Annotated in this window: 22 protein-coding genes; 15 read left to right on the top strand and 7 right to left on the bottom strand. The window is 59.5% G+C overall.

Translation table 11 applies throughout. The annotated features are described in order from the left end of the window. Positions 1 to 42: 42 nt before the first annotated feature. Positions 43 to 1,086: a hypothetical protein gene (locus tag DLM45_RS05185; RefSeq protein ID WP_246317165.1), complete on the top strand. Its 1,044-nt coding sequence runs from the start codon at positions 43 to 45 to the stop codon at positions 1,084 to 1,086. Between the two features lie 22 nt (positions 1,087 to 1,108). Here DLM45_RS05185 and DLM45_RS05190 read toward each other — a convergent pair whose 3' ends face one another. Beyond that, positions 1,109 to 1,912, bottom strand: a complete 804-nt coding sequence (locus DLM45_RS05190; protein ID WP_181336064.1) for an alpha/beta hydrolase — start codon at positions 1,910 to 1,912, stop codon at positions 1,109 to 1,111. A gap of 17 nt (positions 1,913 to 1,929) precedes the next feature. Between DLM45_RS05190 and DLM45_RS05195 the strand changes: the two genes are divergently transcribed. The 5 genes from DLM45_RS05195 to DLM45_RS05215 all read left to right on the top strand — a co-directional run bounded on the left by DLM45_RS05195 (position 1,930) and on the right by DLM45_RS05215 (position 6,148). Beyond that, on the top strand, positions 1,930 to 3,159 hold the full coding sequence (locus tag DLM45_RS05195; protein WP_181336066.1) for a glycosyltransferase family 4 protein: 1,230 nt from the start codon (positions 1,930 to 1,932) through the stop codon (positions 3,157 to 3,159). Positions 3,160 to 3,162: 3 nt separating this feature from the next. Then, on the top strand, positions 3,163 to 3,894 hold the full coding sequence (locus tag DLM45_RS05200) for a hypothetical protein (RefSeq protein ID WP_181336068.1): 732 nt from the start codon (positions 3,163 to 3,165) through the stop codon (positions 3,892 to 3,894). Positions 3,895 to 4,075: 181 nt separating this feature from the next. After that, the gene (gene infC / locus DLM45_RS05205; protein ID WP_181336070.1) at positions 4,076 to 4,606 is read left to right on the top strand and encodes a translation initiation factor IF-3; all 531 of its coding nucleotides are present in this window, start codon (positions 4,076 to 4,078) and stop codon (positions 4,604 to 4,606) included. 139 nt (positions 4,607 to 4,745) lie between these two features. After that, positions 4,746 to 5,120: a Crp/Fnr family transcriptional regulator gene (locus DLM45_RS05210; protein ID WP_181336071.1), complete on the top strand. Its 375-nt coding sequence runs from the start codon at positions 4,746 to 4,748 to the stop codon at positions 5,118 to 5,120. 614 nt (positions 5,121 to 5,734) lie between these two features. Further along, positions 5,735 to 6,148 carry a GtrA family protein gene (locus tag DLM45_RS05215; protein ID WP_181336073.1) on the top strand — a complete coding sequence of 138 codons (414 nt, stop codon included), beginning with the start codon at positions 5,735 to 5,737 and terminating at the stop codon, positions 6,146 to 6,148. Positions 6,149 to 6,166: 18 nt separating this feature from the next. On the opposite strand, the gene DLM45_RS05220 is transcribed toward DLM45_RS05215, so the two are convergent. Beyond that, positions 6,167 to 6,514, bottom strand: coding sequence for a hypothetical protein (locus DLM45_RS05220; RefSeq protein WP_181336075.1), 348 nt, complete (start codon positions 6,512 to 6,514; stop codon positions 6,167 to 6,169). A gap of 466 nt (positions 6,515 to 6,980) precedes the next feature. On the opposite strand from DLM45_RS05220, the gene rpmI reads away from it, so the two are divergent. The 5 genes from rpmI to DLM45_RS05245 all read left to right on the top strand — a co-directional run bounded on the left by rpmI (position 6,981) and on the right by DLM45_RS05245 (position 13,006). Then, on the top strand, positions 6,981 to 7,181 hold the full coding sequence (gene rpmI, locus DLM45_RS05225; RefSeq protein ID WP_013214420.1) for a 50S ribosomal protein L35: 201 nt from the start codon (positions 6,981 to 6,983) through the stop codon (positions 7,179 to 7,181). Positions 7,182 to 7,287: 106 nt separating this feature from the next. Further along, the gene (gene rplT, locus DLM45_RS05230; protein WP_181336077.1) at positions 7,288 to 7,683 is read left to right on the top strand and encodes a 50S ribosomal protein L20; all 396 of its coding nucleotides are present in this window, start codon (positions 7,288 to 7,290) and stop codon (positions 7,681 to 7,683) included. Positions 7,684 to 7,971: 288 nt separating this feature from the next. Then, positions 7,972 to 9,045 (top strand): phenylalanine--tRNA ligase subunit alpha, encoded by a 1,074-nt coding sequence (pheS, locus tag DLM45_RS05235; protein WP_181336079.1) that lies wholly within the window; start codon positions 7,972 to 7,974, stop codon positions 9,043 to 9,045. Positions 9,046 to 9,187: 142 nt separating this feature from the next. Continuing rightward, on the top strand, positions 9,188 to 11,620 hold the full coding sequence (gene pheT / locus DLM45_RS05240; RefSeq protein WP_181336081.1) for a phenylalanine--tRNA ligase subunit beta: 2,433 nt from the start codon (positions 9,188 to 9,190) through the stop codon (positions 11,618 to 11,620). A gap of 39 nt (positions 11,621 to 11,659) precedes the next feature. Further along, on the top strand, positions 11,660 to 13,006 hold the full coding sequence (locus tag DLM45_RS05245) for an NAD(P)/FAD-dependent oxidoreductase (RefSeq protein ID WP_181336084.1): 1,347 nt from the start codon (positions 11,660 to 11,662) through the stop codon (positions 13,004 to 13,006). A gap of 123 nt (positions 13,007 to 13,129) precedes the next feature. Here the strand turns inward: DLM45_RS05245 and DLM45_RS05250 are convergent, their stop codons facing one another. Further along, positions 13,130 to 14,368 carry a lytic murein transglycosylase gene (locus DLM45_RS05250; RefSeq protein WP_181336086.1) on the bottom strand — a complete coding sequence of 413 codons (1,239 nt, stop codon included), beginning with the start codon at positions 14,366 to 14,368 and terminating at the stop codon, positions 13,130 to 13,132. A gap of 289 nt (positions 14,369 to 14,657) precedes the next feature. Further along, the gene (locus DLM45_RS05255; protein WP_181336088.1) at positions 14,658 to 15,212 is read right to left on the bottom strand and encodes a hypothetical protein; all 555 of its coding nucleotides are present in this window, start codon (positions 15,210 to 15,212) and stop codon (positions 14,658 to 14,660) included. A gap of 176 nt (positions 15,213 to 15,388) precedes the next feature. On the opposite strand from DLM45_RS05255, the gene lepA reads away from it, so the two are divergent. After that, positions 15,389 to 17,191 (top strand): translation elongation factor 4, encoded by a 1,803-nt coding sequence (gene lepA / locus DLM45_RS05260; protein WP_181336090.1) that lies wholly within the window; start codon positions 15,389 to 15,391, stop codon positions 17,189 to 17,191. Positions 17,192 to 17,257: 66 nt separating this feature from the next. Here lepA and DLM45_RS05265 read toward each other — a convergent pair whose 3' ends face one another. From DLM45_RS05265 to DLM45_RS05275, 3 genes are all read right to left on the bottom strand, one after another. Continuing rightward, complete coding sequence (locus DLM45_RS05265; RefSeq protein WP_181336092.1) at positions 17,258 to 17,530, bottom strand: PepSY domain-containing protein; 273 nt, start codon at positions 17,528 to 17,530, stop codon at positions 17,258 to 17,260. 78 nt (positions 17,531 to 17,608) lie between these two features. Next, entirely contained in the window at positions 17,609 to 17,854 is a 246-nt protein-coding gene (locus DLM45_RS05270; protein WP_181336094.1) for a hypothetical protein, read from the bottom strand. 154 nt (positions 17,855 to 18,008) lie between these two features. Then, a complete protein-coding gene (locus DLM45_RS05275; protein ID WP_181336096.1) occupies positions 18,009 to 18,464 on the bottom strand; it encodes a hypothetical protein in 456 nt (151 codons plus the stop codon). A gap of 412 nt (positions 18,465 to 18,876) precedes the next feature. Between DLM45_RS05275 and DLM45_RS05280 the strand changes: the two genes are divergently transcribed. From DLM45_RS05280 to infA, 3 genes are all read left to right on the top strand, one after another. Beyond that, on the top strand, positions 18,877 to 19,311 hold the full coding sequence (locus DLM45_RS05280) for a YcbK family protein (RefSeq protein ID WP_181336098.1): 435 nt from the start codon (positions 18,877 to 18,879) through the stop codon (positions 19,309 to 19,311). A 276-nt stretch (positions 19,312 to 19,587) separates the two neighbouring features. Beyond that, positions 19,588 to 19,794, top strand: a complete 207-nt coding sequence (locus DLM45_RS05285; RefSeq protein ID WP_181336100.1) for a cold-shock protein — start codon at positions 19,588 to 19,590, stop codon at positions 19,792 to 19,794. A gap of 109 nt (positions 19,795 to 19,903) precedes the next feature. Further along, positions 19,904 to 20,188 (top strand): translation initiation factor IF-1, encoded by a 285-nt coding sequence (gene infA / locus DLM45_RS05290; protein ID WP_181336103.1) that lies wholly within the window; start codon positions 19,904 to 19,906, stop codon positions 20,186 to 20,188. Positions 20,189 to 20,191: the final 3 nt, after the last annotated feature.

Below are 20,191 nucleotides of genomic sequence, written 5' to 3' on the forward strand. Positions count from 1 at the left end.
GCATGTTTCCACGATGGCCGTGGATGCCCAGGGCGAACTCTCATGACACCCCGAATTGTGCTGTTTGCTGCTGCTCTTGCCGCTCTCGCGTCAGCCGCGAGCGCCGAGCCCGTCAATCCGGCGCAGGCCATTGCGCAAAAATTCTCCGAAGCCAGCGAGCCGAATGTAGCGCCGAAGAAGCCAGCAGCGGTTGTGAAAGCCCCGCCCGTCGCGAAACCTCTTCAGGTTGCAAAGCCCTTCCAGGCGGCCAAACCTGTCCAAGTTCCGCAGGCCACTCAGGTGGCAGACCCGCCCAAGCCTGGCGCCGACTACGAAATTGAAATGCTTGAGGAAGCGCGCGCTGAGAAGATCGAGCGGCAGAAGGCGTTTGCCGTCGGTCCTTCCGCTCAATTCATTCGGGCAGTCTCGACTACCGGCATCGAGAACAACGCGCTTCCGGCTCAGCCGGTTGTTGCGCGCGAGCCGGAGCAACGGCCCGCCCCGTTGACTGCAGCACCGGCTCGCACCGCGCCGATGCCCGCCGTCGCTGAAGCCCCAGCATCTGCAAGCAGCGCCCCAAAAAGTTCGCCTGCGCCCTCAGCCCAAACGTCTGAAAACAAGGGCGAGCGCGCCACTGTTCTCGTCGTTCTGGATGACCTCGGAGGAAATCCCGGCGTCCGGCCTGATCCGATCCTCTGTTTCGATCAACAATGTTGGATCTCGAACGGGCTTGAAGCGCCTGCCAAGCCGATGCCGCGTTCAAACGCTCTCGCTCTGAAGACGACCGCAACGCCGATGGGCGATTCCTGCAGTGGAAAATCGGCATGCGCGTTCCGCAATATTCCGATTGCTCCCGACGCACCGGTTGAACTCGTCGAGGTTGGCGAGAGTCGTGGCGTGGGCAAGGGCGGCTACACAATCGCGGCCGACACGACGTGCCGCAAGGATGGCGATGACCTCGTTTGTAACAATCCCCTCGTCACGCACGAATTCAGAATGTGGATCGTGCCCGAGAAAACCGCGCAGGCGGCTGGTCCGGCGCTACTCGAAAGCGCCATTGCGGACAGCCTGCCTGACGGCGACGATCGCCCCGACGACGGGAAGTAATTCAACGACGATCGCCGCAGGGTTAGCTGAGCTTCTCCAATTCAGAGAACAGCAGATCGAGATCCTGCGGGCGCGACAGGCGATGTCCCGCGTCGGCGACTTCGATCAGCTTCGTATGCCCACCCGTTAGAAAGCCGGTCAGCTCGCGCGTGTGCTCGATGGGCACGTCTTCATCCAGTCTGCCTTGAAGAATGACGACCGGCCGGCCCGGATCGAACGGTTGGCGTGCGAGTAGATGTGCGCGCCCATCCTCGATCAACGCTCGCGAGATGGTGTAGGGCGCGTCATACGCCGACGGACGTTCGAAATATCCGCGGGCCTCGATCTCGGCACGTGCGTTCGCGTCGAACTGTTTCCACATCAGTTCTTCGGTCATGTCCCACGCGGGCGCAATCAGAAGCAATGCCTTGATGCGCCGGGCCGCAGATGGGTCGTACCGCATCAGCCGTCGCAGAAGAAGAAGGGCGATGTAACCGCCCATGCTCGATCCTACGATGATCTGCTCGCCCTGCGTCGCCGATTTGAAGACCGCGACAGCTTCATCGAGCCAGCGTCCGATCGTTCCGTCGACGAAACGTCCGCTCGAGGCCCCGTGACCGGAGTAGTCGAAAAGCGTTGCCCCGCGGCCACGCTTTTCTGCCCAGTCGATGAGTGCCGTTGCCTTAGTCGAGCCCATATCCGACATGAAACCCGAAAGCCAAAAGAACCCGGGGCCCGACGATTCGCCTTTCGAGCTGGCTCGGTATGCAATGAGGCGGGCATTTTCGCCTTCGCCAACGATCAAAGTTTGCCGTTCCTGTTCCGTCACCGTAAACAACCTCGCCATCCAATCGGAGTTCTCGCATGGGCCTTTTGCGCCCCACCATATTGCAGATCATTCCAGAGCTTGAAACCGGCGGGGCCGAGCTTTCGACGATTGAGATCGCCGAGGCGGTTGTTCGCGGAGGTGGTCGCGCGATCGTGCTGAGCGAAGGCGGGCGTATGGCCGGACGGATCGCAGAGGTTGGCGGTGAACTCGTTACGTTTCCGGCAGCAACGAAGAACCCGGCTCGGCTCTGGGCGAATGCAAAGGCGATTGCAACGATCGCACGCACTGAGAACGTCAATCTCATTCATGCACGCAGCCGCGCACCAGCGTGGAGCGCACTCGCGGCCGCACGGCGAACGAAGCTGCCGTTCGTGACGACGTATCACGGCATCTACAAAGAAGCGGGGCGCGCAAAGCGGCTTTACAACAGCGTGATGGCGCGCGGTGATATCGTAATTGCAAATTCGCGCTACACGGCCGATCTCGTCGCTTCGCGCTATGGAACTTCGAGGGATCGAATGCGCGTCATCTATCGCGGAGTTGATCTTGCGGCATTCGATCCGGCGAAGGTTCCAGCGGCGCGCATCGATGCGCTGCGCCATGCTTGGGGCGTAGCGCACAATCAGCGCATTGTACTGCATGCAGCGAGGCTGACGCGCTGGAAAGGCCAAACCGAAATCATTGCAACAGGGGCCCGGCTTCGCGAGCGTTTCCCCGATTGCGTGTTCATTCTTGCGGGTGATGCGCAGGGGCGCGACGACTATCGCGCTGGTCTCGTGCAACAGATCGCGGCGCTCAATCTCGAAGACTGCGTTCGACTCGTTGGACATGTTGACGATATGCCGGCAGCGTTTGGCGCGGCGCATACCGCGTTCGTCGCGTCCAGTGAGCCGGAAGCATTCGGCCGCGCGGCCGCTGAGGCGCAGGCCATGTGCTGCCCGGTGATTTCGACGAACATCGGAGCGCCGCCGGAGACAGTTCTAGCACCGCCACGCGTCGCCGCCGACGCACGCACTGGCTGGCTCGTTCCGCCCAAAGATCTTGACGCTTACGATGCGGCTTTGAGCGAAGCTCTTTCGCTCGACACCAGCGCACGCGCCGCTATGGGCAAGCGGGCACGCGAGCATGTGACCACAGCTTTCTCGACGTTCGCCATGCAGCGCTCAACGCTTGCTGTTTACGATCAACTCCTCGGTAGCCGTCTCGAAGAGGCCTTCGCCGGTACGGAGCACACGAATTCCGCCAGTTCGGATATGGAAAGCTGATCCATGCAGACCATCATTTGCATCAAGTGGGGACAGAAGTACGGTCCCGACTACCTCAACCGTCTTGCATCGATGATCCGGCGGAACACGGCGCGGGAAACGCGCCTCATCTGCTTCACGGATGACGCGACGGGTGCCGATCCGGGAATAGAAATTCAGCCACTGCCACCAATCAATCTCCCCGAACGCGTTTCGTGGACGCCGTGGCGCAAGCTCTCGCTTTGGCAGCAACCGTTGCATGACCTCAAAGGCGACGTGCTCTTTTTTGACCTCGACGTCGTCATCACCGGGCCGATCGACGATTTCTTCGATTTCTTGCCGGGGCGGTTCTGCGTGGCGCAGAACTGGACACAGCTTAACGAGCGCGTCGGCAACACCTCCGTTTACCGGTTTCCGGCGGAGCGGATGGCGTACATCTACGACATCTTCAATGCCGATCCAGAAGCCGTTCTCGCGCGCTACAGGATTGAACAGCAGTACATTTCTGCGGTCAGCAAGGACACTGTGTTTTTCCCGAAGGAGTGGTGCCTGAGTTTCAAGCATTCCCTGCTCCCGGTGTGGCCAATTCGGTTTTTCAAGGCGCCGGAACTGCCGCCGGCCACGAGGGTTGTGGCCTTTCACGGGAAGCCCGATCCCGACGAGGCGCGGGACGGCATCTGGCCCGTTACATCGGCGTGGAAACGGCTCTATAAGCATGTGCGGCCGACGCCCTGGATCGCCGAGCACTGGCGCTAAGTGACACCTCTGGGCCAAATCGGATCGAAATCCGCCGTAGAATGCTTATATTCGTAAGCCTGCCGAAGTCTCCCGCTTGACTTGACGACCGCTTTTTTTTCAATGTCCGGCTCGACCGGGCGGGGCGACTCAAACCCGGCTCAATTGGAACAACAGAAGGAATTCACCCATCCGTAGACCTATGCGACCCGAGCCGCCGAGCCGGGAAAACCAGGGGCCCCGCATCAACGATCAAATCAGGGCCCGGGAAGTCCGCCTCATCGATGAGACCGGCCAGAATGTTGGCGTGATTGCAAAATTCGACGCGCTAGCCCGTGCGGAGGGCGTTGGCCTCGACCTCGTCGAGATTTCACCGGATGCCGAACCGCCGGTGTGCAAGATTCTCGATTTCGGCAAATACAAATTCCAGGAACAGAAGAAGGCTGCCGAAGCGCGCAAGAACCAGAAGATCGTCGAACTCAAAGAGATCAAGATGCGTCCCGGCATCGACGATCATGACTACGACGTGAAAATGCGCGCGATTAAGCGGTTCTTCGAAGAGGGTGACAAAGTAAAGATCACCCTGCGTTTCCGCGGTCGTGAGATGGCTCACTCGCAGCTGGGCATGGCCGTGCTGCAGCGGGTGAAAGCCGATACTGAAGCGTTCGCAAAAGTTGAAAGCGAGCCTCGCTTCGAGGGCCGCCAGATGGTGATGGTTCTGGCGCCGAAGTAAAATTTCGCGGCGGGGCCACCAGCCCCGCCGATTTTCTTTCCGCATACAAACCGAGATTTGGAGGCCTTTAGAAGGCCTTGTTCGTGGATGCCCGCAGATCTAACATTCCCAGCGTATCAGCTGGAAATGGCGACGGCCCATGGACAACGAGGGATCATTCGACTTCTCGATATTGGATCGTATCGGTGCTCCGTACCGGCATTTCGACGCCGGTGAAAAGATCTTCCTGGAAGAAGACCAGGGTGACGTGATGTTCCTTGTTCGCAAGGGTCGCGTCGACATCATCACCTACGGCACAGTGCTTGAGAATGTGCATGCGGGTGGTCTTTTCGGAGAGATGGCGCTGGTGGTCGACGGGCTTCGCAGCGCCGCTGCAATCGCGACTGAACCAACCGAATTGATCGCCATCGATAAGGCTGCATTCTTGCAGGCCGTGCGCCACGATCCGCAATTCGCGCTGACCGTGATGGGATTGCTCGCGACGCGCTTGCGCCGCATGAATAAACAAATCTAGCGGACCGGCGACAACCAAAACGGTCGTCGCCGGTCAAGCTCTTTAGCAGCCGTGCCGGATCACGCAGCCCCGGAAGCGCGGTCCACCCCAGCCCCAGCGGTCAGCGCAAATCCTGCGCCAGCGGCCGCAATATCCGCCACGCCAGCGCGGGCCCCAATAGCGGCGTTCACGCCAACGATAATACTGGACTGATTGTACCGGACTTTGAGTTTCGGCCTGCTTCGCCGGTGTGAATGGCGCTGCTGCCGAGGGGCCGCTGCTCGCGAATGACAGGCCCAATGCGACCACTGTGGCCGCAAGGATTGGAACAAAGCGCATGGTCGTCTCCGTTCTGTCTCTATCTGCACGCGGGGGTGCGTGCAGATAGACGATCAGTCCATTTGCCTGAATAGCAACTGAACGGAGAAACAGAATTGGACCTGCTCCAATTGTGAGCATTACGACGCTCGTAAGGGCGATTTGGCACAGATCAAAGCAAGCCTAACGCGCGTTAAATCTTTAATCGCCTATACGAGATACTCCCATTGGCGGTATCACGAGATAAGGGTGGGCTCGGCGTCGGTCGCCTGTGATTTGGGCCGGTTTCAGGCGAAAAACCAACGGGGACAGCCGGAATGCAATCGAAGACAGAGCATCTGTTGCGATATACCGGAGTGAATATCGCATCGACCATTGTCGACTATTCGATATTCCTGTCTTTGACCCATTACTTCGGAATGCCGATCTTACAAAGCTGCGTGGCATATGCCGTCGCGGTCGTTTTCAATTATTTTCTTACGAAAAGGTATGTATTCGTTCGCGATATGTCACATAAAAGCGAACACCGGATGTTTATCGAATTCTTCGCAACCGGTTGCCTCGGTCTCGTTCTAACGGCCAGCGTTATCTGGCTCACCGTGCATCTGATGAACTTGCCGCCCGTCGAAGGGAAGACGATCGCGATGCTGATCTGCTTCGTGGCGCTTTATTTCGTGCGCAGCCGTATCGTCTTCAACGGCGCGCCGATCGACAAGTCCGCGCCGGTTTAGGCAAGCCGTTCGCCGCCGTTAGAAATTGACGTGCTGGATGACGTAGCCACCGGCGGCGGCAATGAGGCCGGCGATCAGGATGTACGGCAGCACCGCGATCAGGACTGTCAGAAGTCCGACGAAGGCTCGGAAGATCTGCTCCGCCGCCCGCCAAAGCTCGAACACAGCCCGGTACAGCACATAGACAATGGCCAGAACGACGATGGCCAGGATTGCGATTTTCCATATCGGCAGGCTTTGCCAATCCGATTGGAAGATCGAGATGATCTCGCCGAAGGACCACCGCCAAACGAGTTCGATGAAGCGAAAGATCGTCGTGATGCCCAGTTGGAGAAAATTGACGATCTGGTCGATGATCTGCTTCACGGTGTCCCTCCCTCGCCTTCCCCGGCGTAAACCGCGGAGACTTTGCACTTTGTTCCCCAGCCCGCGCCGGTGAATTGGCGGTCGGCGTGCGAAAATGCTCGGGCTGTGGCGGCTTAGGCACCTATGGGCGATATTGCGGTTTTGGCGGCTCTCCCGTATAAGGTGGCCAGAGCCGCCCGGCGAGGCATGCCGTGGCGGTTCTTATGCTTTTGAAAAATCAGCGGAAACCGCAAAAAGCATCCTTCGCAAGACCGGCCGTTTCGCAACGGCCGAGAGTGCGGATGCCGGAAGGCATCGGCATTTCGGGCCGAAAGGTCCGTGGCGCAACCTAGCTCGTCGCCTGCCGGATACTATTGTCCGGTTCGCACGTGGCCAAGGCAAGTGCTCCTCGCGAAGGACAAGGTTTGCAAAGCGCTTCGGCGCAAGCATCCGGCGGCTCCGTGCGCGAACTAAGGACTTAAGCAAAATGCCAAAGATGAAGACCAAGAGCGGCGCCAAAAAGCGCTTCAAGATGACGGGAACGGGCAAGGTTGTCGCCGCCCAGGCCGGCAAACGCCACGGCATGATCAAGCGGACTGCGAAGTTCATTCAGAAGGCCCGTGGCACGGGCGTGCTGAACGATTCCGACGCGAAGATCGTCAAGAAATACATGCCGTACAGCCGGTGAGTTGTTGTTTGGCGCGTCCCGCTCCGTTTCGCGGAGCTGGCAGAAGCGCTGGACCAGTTCACCAGACCAATCAATCTTGAAGCACGAATTCTGAGGAGTTTCCTCCATGGCCCGCGTTAAACGTGGCGTTACCGCCCACGCCAAGCACAAGAAAGTTATCAAGGCTGCGAAAGGCTATTATGGCCGGCGCAAAAATACGATCCGCGTCGCTAAGCAGGCCGTCGAAAAGGCGCTGCAGTACGGCTATCGCGATCGCAAGCGTCGCAAGCGCAATTTCCGCGCTCTCTGGATCCAGCGCATCAACGCTGCCGTTCGCGAACACGGTCTGACGTACGGCCGATTTATCAACGGTCTGTCGAACCTCGGCATCGAAGTCGATCGCAAGGTTCTCTCGGATATCGCGATCAACGATCCGGCTGGTTTCAAGGCTCTCGTCGACAAGGCTGCTGCTGCAGCTAGCTCGCCGGTTGCCGAAGCCGACAAGGCCAAGAAGGCGGCTTAATCGCCGCTTCCGTCTCGAACGGCCGCGAATTTTTTCTGCTCTCCGCCGCAACACTGCGGCTGAGGGCGGAACGCGGCACCGAGATGGTACGAATTTTCCGATCGCGATGTGGGGAAGCGCTCGTATCGCAGATGTTTTTGGCGAAGTCCTGCCTTTCGCCTTTGCCAGCATTTCGCTTGCCGCGTTCCGGCGCTCGCTTCTCCCGTGTCGACACTTCACGTCAATGCCGTCAAAGCATTGCGCAATTGTTGCTATAGGCGTCTTATCCCGCCGCCAAAGGAGAAACTGATGGGCGGTTCGAACGATCTCTCCAAACTCGAAGCCGACCTGCTGGAAGAAATTTCCAGCGCCGCGGACCTTCCCGCGCTCGATGGCGTGCGTGTTTCGGCACTGGGCAAGAAGGGACGCGTTTCCGAGTTGATGAGCAAGCTCGGCTCTCTTCCGGCCGAAGAGCGCAAGAGCTTTGGGCAGACCGTCAATGCGTTGAAGGGCAAGATCGGCGAAGCGCTGGACGCTCGCAAAGCGGCGCTTGAAGATGCCGCGCTCGACTTGCGCCTCAAGACAGAACGCGCCGACGTAACTCTGCCTGTGCGCCTTGGCCCCGTTTCGGAAGGCCGCATTCACCCGGTTAGCCAGGTTCTCGACGAAGTCATCGAAATTTTCGCCGACATGGGATTCGCCGTCGCGGAAGGTCCGGATATCGAGACGGACGAAATGAACTTCGACAAGCTCAACATTCCGGCGGAGCATCCTGCTCGGCAGGACCACGACACGTTCTACTTCTCGCCGAAGCCCGATGGCTCGCGGCTACTGCTGCGCACGCATACCAGCCCGGTGCAAATCCGCACGATGGTTTCGCAAAAGCCGCCGATCCGCATCATCGCGCCCGGCCGCGTCTACCGCTGCGACAGCGACCAGACGCATACGCCGATGTTCCATCAGATCGAAGGTCTGGTGATCGACGAAGCCACGCACATGGGGCACCTGAAATGGGTGCTGCAAGAATTCTGCAAAGCGTTCTTCGAAGTCGATGAAGTGAAGATGCGGTTCCGCGCTTCACACTTCCCGTTCACCGAGCCGTCGATGGAAGTCGACATTGGTGCCGAAGCGATCGGCAAGCCCGGACAGTGGCTCGAAATTCTCGGCTGCGGAATGGTGCATCCGAACGTGATCCGCAATTGCGGGCTCGATCCGGAAAAATATCAGGGCTTCGCTTTCGGCGTCGGTCTCGATCGGCTGACGATGCTGAAGTACGCGATCCCCGATCTGCGTGCGTTCTTCTCCGGCGATCTGACATGGCTGCGCCACTACGGCTTTTCGATGCTTGACGTACCGACGCTTGGCGGCGGGCTGTCGTCGTGATGAGCGGCCGCGATTTGCCCATCCTTACGGGCCACGAGCGCGCAATCCGCATCTTGATGGCCCATCATTGTGTCTGCGACACGCTTTCTGCTGGATCCCCGAACGCGCTCGCCGGGGCTCACACGTTCGAGGATGACGAAGTATGAAATTCACGCTGTCCTGGCTGAAGGACCATCTCGAAACGACGGCGACGCTCGAGCAGATCGAGACGACGTTGTCGGCGATTGGTCTCGAAGTCGAACACATCGAAGACCCGGCAAAGGCGCTTGGGGCTTTCAAGGTCGCGCGCATCGTCGAAGCGAAGAAGCATCCGAACGCTGACAAGTTGCAGGTCGTGCAAGTCGAAGTCGCGAAGGGCAAGCCGCTGATGGAGGTCGTCTGCGGCGCTCCGAACGCGCGCGTCGGACTCGTTTCGGTGTTCGCGCCGCTCGGCACTTACATTCCCGGTTCGAAAATCACGCTGGAAAAGAAGCCGGTGCGCGGCGTCGTCTCGAACGGCATGATGTGCTCTGCAGCGGAACTCGAACTTTCGGACGAGAGCGCCGGGATTCTCGAACTCCCGGAGGACTGGGCTGACCGCGTTGGCGAAAGCTATATCGACGCTGCGGGGCTGAACGATCCGGTCATTGAAGTTAAGCTGACGCCGAACCGGCCCGACTGCACAGGCGTGCGCGGCATTGCCCGTGACTTGGCCGCAGCAGGTCTCGGCACTCTGAAGCCAGAGCCTAAGCTCGGACCGATCAAGGAAACGGGTGACGGCCTGATTCCCGTGAAACTTGAATTCACGCCGGAGACAGCAAGCGCCTGTCCCGTTTTCGCGGCGCGCACCGTGCGCGGCGTCAAAAATGGACCGTCACCCGACTGGTTGCAGCAGCGTTTAAAGGCGGTTGGCCTACGTCCGATCAATGCGCTCGTGGATGTGACGAACTACATCTCGCTCGATCGCGGCCGTCCGCTGCACGTCTATGACGCCGACAAGCTCAAAGGCACGATCCACGCGCGGCTCGGCAAAGCGGGCGAATCTTTCCTCGGTCTCGATGACAAGGATCATGCCATCGACCCGACGATGTGCGTCATCGCTGACGATACCGGCCCGCTTGGGCTTGGCGGTATCATGGGCGGAGAGACCACCGGTTCGACTGAAGCGACAACGACCGTGCTGATCGAGAGTGCATATTTCGATCCTGTCCGAACGGCTGCTACTGGCCGCAAAGTGGGCCTGCAGACGGATGCACGCTATCGCTTCGAGCGCGGCGTTGATCCGGCTTCGGTGAAGCCTGGGCTCGACCTCGCAACCGACATGATTTTGAAGCTCTGCGGCGGCGAAGCCTCGAAGGCGACAATTGCGGGCAAAGAGCCAATCGAAAATCGCGTCATTGCATTTGATTTCGCGCGCGTCGAAAAGCTTGCCGGTCTCAAGATCGACGATGCGGAAATCGCGACTATACTGAAGGCGCTCGGTTTCACGATCGAGGATAAGCCGAACGCTGCGAAAATCGGCGTGCCAAGCTGGCGGCCGGACATTCACGGACCTGCGGATCTCGTTGAAGAAGTCGTGCGTATTGCGGGCCTCGATCGCGTTCCCGCCACTGCTCTACCGCGTGGCCACGGAATTGCTCAAGCCGTGCTGACGCCAACGCAGAAACGCGTTCGCCGTGCTCGCCGGTTGCTGGCATCGCGCGGATGCGTCGAGGCGGTGACGTGGAGCTTCATTCCGAAAGCTGAGGCGGAGCGCTTCGGCGGCGGATCGGACGCGGTTGAGCTTGCGAACCCGATTTCGACTGAGATGTCGTCGATGCGGCCGGGGCTGCTGCCGGGTCTTCTCGCGTCCGTTACGCGCAACCGGAATCGCGGCATCGCGGACGTCGCGCTGTTCGAAGTTGGGCAGGCCTATCGCGGCGACCGGCCGGAGGATCAATACCTGAGCGCGACCGTTGTCCGCTCTGGAACGGCTGCACTTGACGGTGCGGGACGTCACTGGGCGGGCGCGAGCGCTGACGTCAGCCTGTTCGATGCCAAAGCCGATGCGTACGCTCTGCTCGCGGCACTGGGTGTCGATCCGTCCAAGGCCCAGGTTACGCGCGATTGCCCTCCCTGGTATCACCCGGGGCGTTCCGCAACGCTGCGACTTGGACCGAAGACTGTATTGGCTCATTTCGGCGAACTGCATCCGGCGACCCTCAAGGCGCTCGACGTTGAAGCACCCGCCGTTGCGTGCGAAGTTTTCATCGACGCTTTGCCAGCGGAAAAGAAGAAGTCGCGGGCCAAGGCTCGGTTGGCGGCGTCCGACTTGTTGCCTGTCACGCGTGACATTGCGTTCGTGGTAGGCAAAGACGTTCCTGCCGGAGATATTATTAAAGCCGCGACGAATGCCGATAAGGATCTCATTCGCGCCGTGACCGTTTTTGACGTGTTCGAGGGAGGTAACCTCGCTGCCGAAGGAAAGAAGTCGATCGGCATCGAGATCACTATTCAACCGCTCGCCGAAACCTTGACTGACCAGGCCATCGAGGCTGTGACTCAGAAAGTTATAGCTGACGTGAAGAAGGTCACGGGAGGAGAGCTCCGCACTTGACGACACGGACGTGTCATTGCCTTCGGGAGGGCAAAAAGAATGAGCATTTTAGAACCCGCTATCGATACTGAACCTAAGATTCATCACATCATTATCGTCGGCGGTGGCGCAGGCGGATTAGAACTCGCGACGCAGCTCGGTCATAAACTCGGACGTAAGGGCAAAGCGGAAATCACGCTCGTCGATCGGGCGCGGACACACGTTTGGAAGCCGCTGCTGCATGAGATTGCTGCTGGCAGCATGGACACCGGGCGGCATGAGCTGCCGTATCAAGCGCACGGACACTGGCATGGATTCCGGTATCGTTATGGCGAGATGATCGGTCTCGATCGTGCGAACAAGCGCGTACATCTCGCGGCGACGCACGACGAAGACGGTCGTGAGATCACGCCGGATCGCTGGTTTCACTACGACACGCTCGTGCTGGCGATCGGCAGCGTCTCGAACGATTTCGGAACGCCGGGCGTCGCTGAGAACGCGATCATGCTCGACACGCCGGAGCAAGCCGAGCGCTTCAACCGCCGCCTGCTGAATGCGTGCGTGCGCGCCTATGCGCAGCAAGGGCCCGTTCGGCCTGGGCAGCTTCACGTCGCCATCATCGGCGCGGGCGCGACCGGCACGGAACTCGCTGCTGAGCTGCATCATGCTGCGCGCGGCCTCGTGGCCTTCGGTCTCGACAAGATCGATCCCGAGAAGGACATCAAGATCACGCTAATCGAAGCTGCTCCGCGCATTCTACCTGCGCTGCCGGAGCACCTTTCCACCGCGACGACGAATATTCTGACGGGTCTCGGCGTCGAAGTCCGTGCCGGAAGCCGCGTCACCAGCGTCACGCCCGAGGGTGTCAATCTCGCGAACGGCGATTTCATTCCGTCGGAACTGGTTGTTTGGGCTGCGGGCGTCAAAGGGCCGGATGTGCTTTCCAAGCTCGACGGACTTGAGGTTAGCCGCGCCAATACGCTGGTTGTTAAGCCGACGCTTCAGACCACGCGTGACGACGATATTTTCGTTATCGGCGATGCCGCTTATCTGGTTCCCGAAGGTGAAACGCAGGCTATCCCACCGCGCGCTCAGGCGGCGCACCAGGAAGCCTCGCATCTCGTCCGCCAGTTGCAGCGGAAGATGCACGGGGAAAAGAACCTCACGCCGTTCAAGTACCGCGATTTCGGTTCTCTCGTTTCGCTTGGGCACTATTCGACCGTCGGCAACCTGATGGGCTTCATCTCCGGCAAGTCGCTGCGGATCGAAGGCTGGTTTGCGAAGCTGATGTACCGGTCGCTGTACAAGATGCACGAGATGGCGCTGCACGGGCCGATCAAAGTGACACTCGACTCGGTATCGCGCCTGTTGACGCGCCGTACGCAGCCGCAGGTGAAGCTGCATTAATTGATGGCGCTTCCGACTCGCGTTCCGCGAGCCGGCCGGAAGCGCAGTCGCGGGGCTGGCACCGATTGGTTTGCCGAGGGAGTAGTGGCGCTGGCGACTTTTGGGCGCCAGCGCTGAGTTAGATTAGCTGCGGCCGCGGAGAGCGGAGAGCAATTCTGCTGTCGGATAGCTGTCGGCTGGCAGGCCAAATTCCAACTGCATTTCCTTGACCGCTTTGCGCGTGCCTGCGCCGAGCTTGCCGTCGATCTCGCCGACGTCGTGTCCGCGACGGTTGAGCAAGCGCTGCAATTCCTTCAGCTCTTCGTAGCTGAGCGACGGAACGTTGCCGATGTTCTTGCTCAGGTTCGGAGCGCCTGCCATGCGCGCGGCGAGATGTGCCGCGGTGGTTGCGTATGTCAGCGACTGGTTCCACTGCGGATAGATACCGAAGTTGTCATAGGCCAGGAACGCGGGGCCATGGCGGCCCATCGGCAAGATGAGCGACGCTGGCATTTCGTCATTCGGCAACGCATCACCCACGCCAGTGACACCCCATGCGACCCATTGAGAGCGCGGCAACTTGATTGCGAGATCGGCCTTTTCCCATGGCAGATCCTTGGTGACCTTCACCTGCTCGAGCCAGGGCTCGCCGCGGCGCCAACCGAGAGAGGCGATGAACTTCGCCGTCGATCCGATGATGTCGGCCCTGTCGTTGATGAGATCGCGCCGTCCGTCGTTGTCGTAGTCGACGGCGAAATTATAATAGTGACGCGGTAGGAACTGCGTCTGGCCGAGTTCGCCAGCCCAGGAGCCGATCAGCTGGTCGGCCGTCAGGTCGCCGCGCTCGACGATTTTCATCGCGGCTTTCAATTCTTCGCGGAACAGATCGCTGCGGCGGCAATCCCAGGCGAGCGTCAACAGCGAACGCACGACCGGCAGCTTGCCTTGCCCGGCTCCGAAATCGCTTTCCAAAGCCCAGAACCCGGTGATGACAGGCCCCGGAACGCCGAACTCCTTCTCCGCGCGGTCAAATAGCTCGTGATAGCGCTTGAGGTAGACGCGACCCGTGTCTTCGCGGTTCTTGGTGGCGAGCTTGAAGTAGAACTGCGCGAACGTTTGCGAGAAGAAGCTTTGCTTGCGATCTCGCGAGATGACGCTCATGTCCGGTGTCAGGCCGCCGATCATCGACTGTATGGTCTCGGCGTGAATTCCCTCGGCGAGCGCTTCCTTTTTGAAATCCGCCACCCAGCGATTGAACGGAACAGTATTCTGACAATTGCGCTTGTTGGCAGGCGTTGGCGGGGCCGCCTCAGCTTGCGCGCCAGTCGACATTGCGGCGAGCACAAGCATGGCGGGGGCAAAAATCGAATGACGAGCGCGCATGGGATGCCTTCATTGTGAGAAGCCGGCACTCTGCCAGCAGCGCGGACTGGGTCAAGACACTATGGCTTCTCTGAGGCTATAGGCATCAGAAGGTGCGCAGGTGTGATCTGAACGCCGTCATTTTGTGTGATGAGTTGAATAAGCATTGAACGCGCATGCTCAAGCATCTGCATTGCGCAGTCGTCGCGCGTCTGCCGAGACGATCATCCTTCTACGGATGACCGCCCCTCACGTTCATATGATGCCCACTGAAAACGCAGGCATCAGATGGGCATCAGAATAAATTGCGTCAGCGGGAATTCGATTTACCGCCGGGCGGGTTCGTCTTGCCCATGGCGTTCTGCTGCGCGTCCACCCAGGTTGACATCGCTTGCTGCCAGCCCTTTTGCCACATCTCAGCGGCCTGCATCCAAAATTGGATCGGATTGGCTGCGCCCGATGAAAAATCTGGCATTCCCGGGAAGAGATTCGATCCGGCGCCGAAGCTGGGTGTGGACCCGCCGCCGAAGGTTGGGAAGTTCGGAAATCCGGTGAACTGGCCGGTGGTGCCGAATGACTTGACCTGCTTCTCCCACATATCCATGACCTGATCGACGGCCTGGAGCTGGAGCTTGGATGCGTTCTGCATCTGGCGGCGGCTAAGTTCGACAAAGTCCGTCGGCCAGCCCAGCGCTTTCGCGGCTTCCGCCATTTTATCGAAAACGGCGTTGCTATTGTTCTCGCCGATTTCCCCGAGTTCGGCCCGCCAGTTCGACATAGCCTCGAAGGCTTGGACGACCGACTTGCGCGCGTCTTCTCCAAGCTTGGTGAAGGCGGGGTTGGCCTCAAATGCTGAATTCGCCATTGCGTCTCTCCAGGCTGTCGTTCGTTTCCGCGGGCGTCCCAAGGTTTTTCGCATAACAACCCTTGGGTTGCCAGCCTTCTTATGGCCTACGTGCGGCGATCCAGCCGGTCTATGAACCCGCACAGAGGCTTAACAGCCCTTTTGCCCCAGGGTTCCGGATGGTATGAGCCCCGCCCATGACAGACATTTCACGCATACGGAATTTTTCGATCATCGCGCACATCGACCATGGCAAGTCGACGCTGTCGGACAGGCTGATTCAGCTCTGCGGCAATGTCACAAACCGGGAGATGAAGGCACAGATCCTCGACTCGATGGACATCGAGCGCGAGCGCGGGATCACGATCAAAGCGCAAACCGTGCGCCTCGACTATCCTGCAAAGGACGGCCACACCTATCAGCTCAACCTGATGGACACGCCAGGCCACGTCGACTTTGCGTACGAGGTTTCGCGGTCGCTCGCTGCCTGCGAAGGCGCGGTTCTCGTCGTCGATGCGAGCCAGGGTGTCGAAGCGCAAACGCTGGCCAACGTCTATCAGGCACTCGACAACGATCTCGAGATCCTTCCAGTCCTGAACAAGATCGATCTGCCCGCCGCAGACGCCGATCGCGTGAAGCAGCAGATCGAGGACGTGATCGGGATCGACGCTTCGGCGGCCATTGGCGTCTCCGCCAAGACGGGTCTCAATATCGAGGCCGTTCTCGACGCGATCGTGGAACGGCTGCCGCCGCCGAAGGGCGATGGAAATAAGCCGCTCAAGGCGATGCTGATCGATAGCTGGTACGATGCCTATCTCGGCGTTGTCGTTCTGGTGCGCATCATCGATGGCAAGCTGAAGAAGGGCCAACGCGTCAAGCTTCTGTCGACGGGCGCGAGTTATCAGATCGAACGCGTCGGCATCTTCCGTCCCAAGCAGGAAACGCTGGAATATCTCGGGCCGGGCGAGATCGGCTTTTTTACCGCCGCAATCAAGGAAGTTGCCGACACGCGCGTCGGCGACACCATCACCGACGAGAAAAACCCGACGACCGAAGCTCTCCCCGGCTTCAAACCGGCTCAGCCGGTCGTCTTCTGCGGTCTCTTTCCCGTGGACGCTGCGGACTTCGAAGACCTGCGCGAAGCCATGGGCAAGCTCAGGCTGAACGACGCGAGCTTTTCATTCGAGGCCGAAAGCTCTGCTGCGCTCGGGTTCGGCTTTCGCTGCGGTTTCCTTGGGCTTTTGCACCTTGAAATCATAACGGAGCGGCTCGAACGCGAGTTTAATCTGGACCTCATCACGACCGCGCCGTCGGTGATCTATCACCTGCATATGAACGACGGATCGATGATCGAGATGCACAATCCGGCGGACATGCCGGAGGTGGTGCGGATCGATCATATCGAGGAACCGTGGATCGAAGCGACGATCCTGGTGCCCGACGATTATTTGGGCGCGGTGCTGAAGCTCTGTCAGGATAGGCGCGGCCGGCAGAAGCAGCTGACCTACGCCGGCTCTCGCGCGATGGTCATGTATGAGCTGCCGTTGAACGAGGTCGTGTTCGACTTCTACGATCGCTTGAAGAGCGTATCGCGCGGCTACGCGTCGTTCGACTATCACATCAAGGATTACGAGGAAGGCGATCTCGTCAAACTGTCGATCCTGGTGAACGGCGAACCGGTGGACGCGCTGTCAATCGTCGTGCATCGCTCGCGCGCGGAGAGCCGCGGCCGTTCGATGTGCGAGAAGCTCAAAGAGCTGATCCCGCCGCATCTCTTCCAGATTCCCATTCAGGCTGCGATTGGGGCGAAGGTCATTGCGCGCGAGACGATCAGGGCGCTGCGTAAAGACGTTCTTGCCAAATGCTACGGCGGCGATATTTCGCGAAAGCGCAAGCTGCTCGACAAGCAGAAGGCGGGCAAGAAGAAGATGCGCGAATTCGGCAAGGTCGAGATTCCGCAAGAAGCGTTCATCAACGCACTCAAGATGGACGACAATTGACGCGCGCATAAAAACGGCGGCGACCCTGGTTGGATCGCCGCCCGGAATGCCTAAGCTCCAACGCTATCAATCGTTGTCGAGTTTTTGCTTTATGATCTTGTAGTCGGTGCTGAGATCGACATCGTACTTCTTGCCGTCAGCGGCGATTGCGTCGTCGACTTCCCACTTGCCATCGTCGAGTTCCACCTTACCCCACGATTTATATCCGGCACTGGTCAGCGCCGAGCTGATCGCGCTTGTTTCCTCGGCGGTGGGCGGGCGGTCCTTATCTGCCAGAGCGTTTCCTGCAGCGAACCCCATTGCCAACGTCAGCGCGGCGGCGGTCATCATTCGTCTCATCGATCAGTCCTTTCGGGCGGTTGATGTCGCTCGTGGTGGCAAACGCGTTTTGCAGCCTATTGGTTCAACTGCTCGGGTTTATCGAGACCTGCGAAGGCCGCGCGGGTTGAGCTTGCGCTGCGAGCGAAACTCAATATCGGGAGGTCGCGTGGAGCCTGTGTCGCACCAGGGGTTGCCGTAGTAGCCGTAGCGCCCGTTTATCGGCGTGCACTCGCGCTCGGGCGGAGCTGGCCGATGCTTGCCGCGTGTGTCTTCCCGCGCCGAGGCGCTCTGGGCGAAAATGCCGGAGAGAAGGCTCAGGATCGCGATGGCGACGATGCGCATGCTCTCGCAGATCTCCTATGCTGGCGGCCTCCGGCGGCCCATTGGGGCTGTCAGACGAGGCATAGGGATAGATGGGAGCGGCGAACCCGCCTACCAGGGCCGCCGCTCTTAATAGTGCTCCACCGCCTTTAAGCGGCGTTCGCGGTTAACGTGACTAGGGAAGGCGGCCGTAGCTGAATAGGCCATAGAGCCAGGCGGTGACGGCGCCGAAGCCAGCGGAAATGCAAAGGATCGGCACCAGCTCGCTGACGTTGCCCTCAAAGAGCGGCGATGTGCGGTGCGCCAGATAGGGCATCACAGTCAAAGCGCCGACGAGACCCGGGCCCAGGAGGCCCAGAAACGCGCCCCGGAACGTCAGACGCCCTTCGGGCTCCGAGCCGAGGAACAAACCGAAGAGGGCGCCCCAGAGCCCGCCCGTAACCGCGTTGCCTACCAGCCAGGGTAATTCCAGGTCTGCCATCAGCAGACTCTGGGTCGGTTCCATGCTCCATGGTGTCGCATCCCAGCCGGTCCAATAGTTAACAAACAGCCAGCTGATGAACTCGTGCGCGGTGACCGCGGCTATCGCTCCGGCGATGAAGCCCACGATGATGCATTTCAATGCGCCCATAACTTTTTCCCCTTTTTTGGCTGTCCCATCAGCCGCTTTCGTTGCGGTCTGCTACCCCAGCGCGGGGGAATATTCCATGCCGAAGACAGAAATTATAGCGCGCGTCTAAAGTCTCTCCGCCGTGATCATCGTTAATTGTATATACTCAATCCAAGACAATCGTGCCACATTTCCGCCTTCTGCTTCATGCTTTGAGCGGGCGCCGCACGACAATGCCCCGGCCTGGTCCACAGGTTCAACGGGGAGGCCGGACATCCCAGTTCCGCCGGCGGCACCTACGGGTAGCTGGCGCTCGCGGCTTCCCGCTCTCATGACCCCCACCGCACTACTGGCTCAACGATCGCCTCCGGCGACGTGACCTTGCAGCGGCTCGGGCTTCTTTCCATCACCGCAAGATGAGGACTTTCTTCCCATGAGTAAGGGATTTATCGCTATTATTACGTTGATGCTGATCACGCTCGCGGCAGGTATCGCGAATGCCAGATCGTACGACGGCGACCACAGCAAGATGAAAAGTCGCGCAATGACGAGCAGCGGAAGCTCCGTCACGTGCCTGTCCTGGGATGCACGCGCACTTTTGAACCGTATTCGCAGCAAATTTGGAAATGTGCAGATCGTTTCCACGTGCCGTCCCGGCGCGCGTATCGCCGGAACCCGGAACGTCTCGCGCCACTCCTATGGCAAGGCCATCGACTTCCGTGTGCCGGGCCGCAAGGCTGAGGTCGTTCGCTGGCTCATCGCCAACCATCGCACCGGCGGCGTGATGACGTATCGCGATATGGACCACATCCACGTCGATATCGGACCGCACTTCGTGGCGTTGAACCGCCCGAGCGGACGCACCTGATAGGAGGGGCCGGCGCGTCCGGCCCCAGCCAATCCTTCACCCCGGGGAAGATGACTAGAATCGTCGTAAAATCGAGCTTTTCAGCCAAGTTGGATGGGTCTCGCGATCCTGCGACGATCTTGCGTTTCTCGCTAGAGCAAGGCATAAAGTCGCCATCGAACACGCCTTGGCTTACTCTTCGACAGCGCTACCGCCTGCTTTAAGACGTCTCCATCGCGCGATTTGATGGCCTCCGTCATACCGCCGGAGGACGCACGTTTGCTTGGAGGCATTGGAATGTCGAACGGGACTGTCAAGTGGTTCAACGGTCAAAAAGGATACGGCTTTATTCAACCAGAAGAAGGTGGCAACGACGTTTTCGTGCACATCTCGGCGGTTGAACGTGCCGGCCTGCAGTCGCTTCGTGAGGGTCAGAAGATCTTCTTCGAAACTGAGCGTGGACGTAACGGCAAGATCGCTGCCGTAAACCTCCGCCCGCTCTAAGGGATTTTTGGGCTCACTTTTTTTACACAAGCGGGGAGCAGCTCGTCTGCTCCCCGCTTTTCATATCGAAGACCGATCAGATTTCGGTTCAAGGAGATCAGGAGACCGAATGGCGAAAGAAGAGATGCTCGAGTTCGAAGGCATCGTGGACGAAGTTCTGCCGGATGCCCGCTGCCGCGTTAAACTCGACAACGGGCATGAGGTGATTGCCTACACCTCTGGACGCATGAAGAAGAACAGAATTCGTATTCTCGCCGGCGACCGTGTTACCGTTGAGATGACGCCGTACGACCTGACGAAGGGCCGTATCAACTTCCGTCACAAAGACATCCGCGCAGGTGGCGGAGATTTCGCTGGCGGATCGCGCCCGGGTGGACCGCCGCGCCGCCGTTAATTG

Origin of the sequence: Hyphomicrobium methylovorum, from assembly GCF_013626205.1 — a bacterium.
GTDB classification, from domain to species: Bacteria; Pseudomonadota; Alphaproteobacteria; order Rhizobiales; family Hyphomicrobiaceae; genus Hyphomicrobium_B; species Hyphomicrobium_B methylovorum.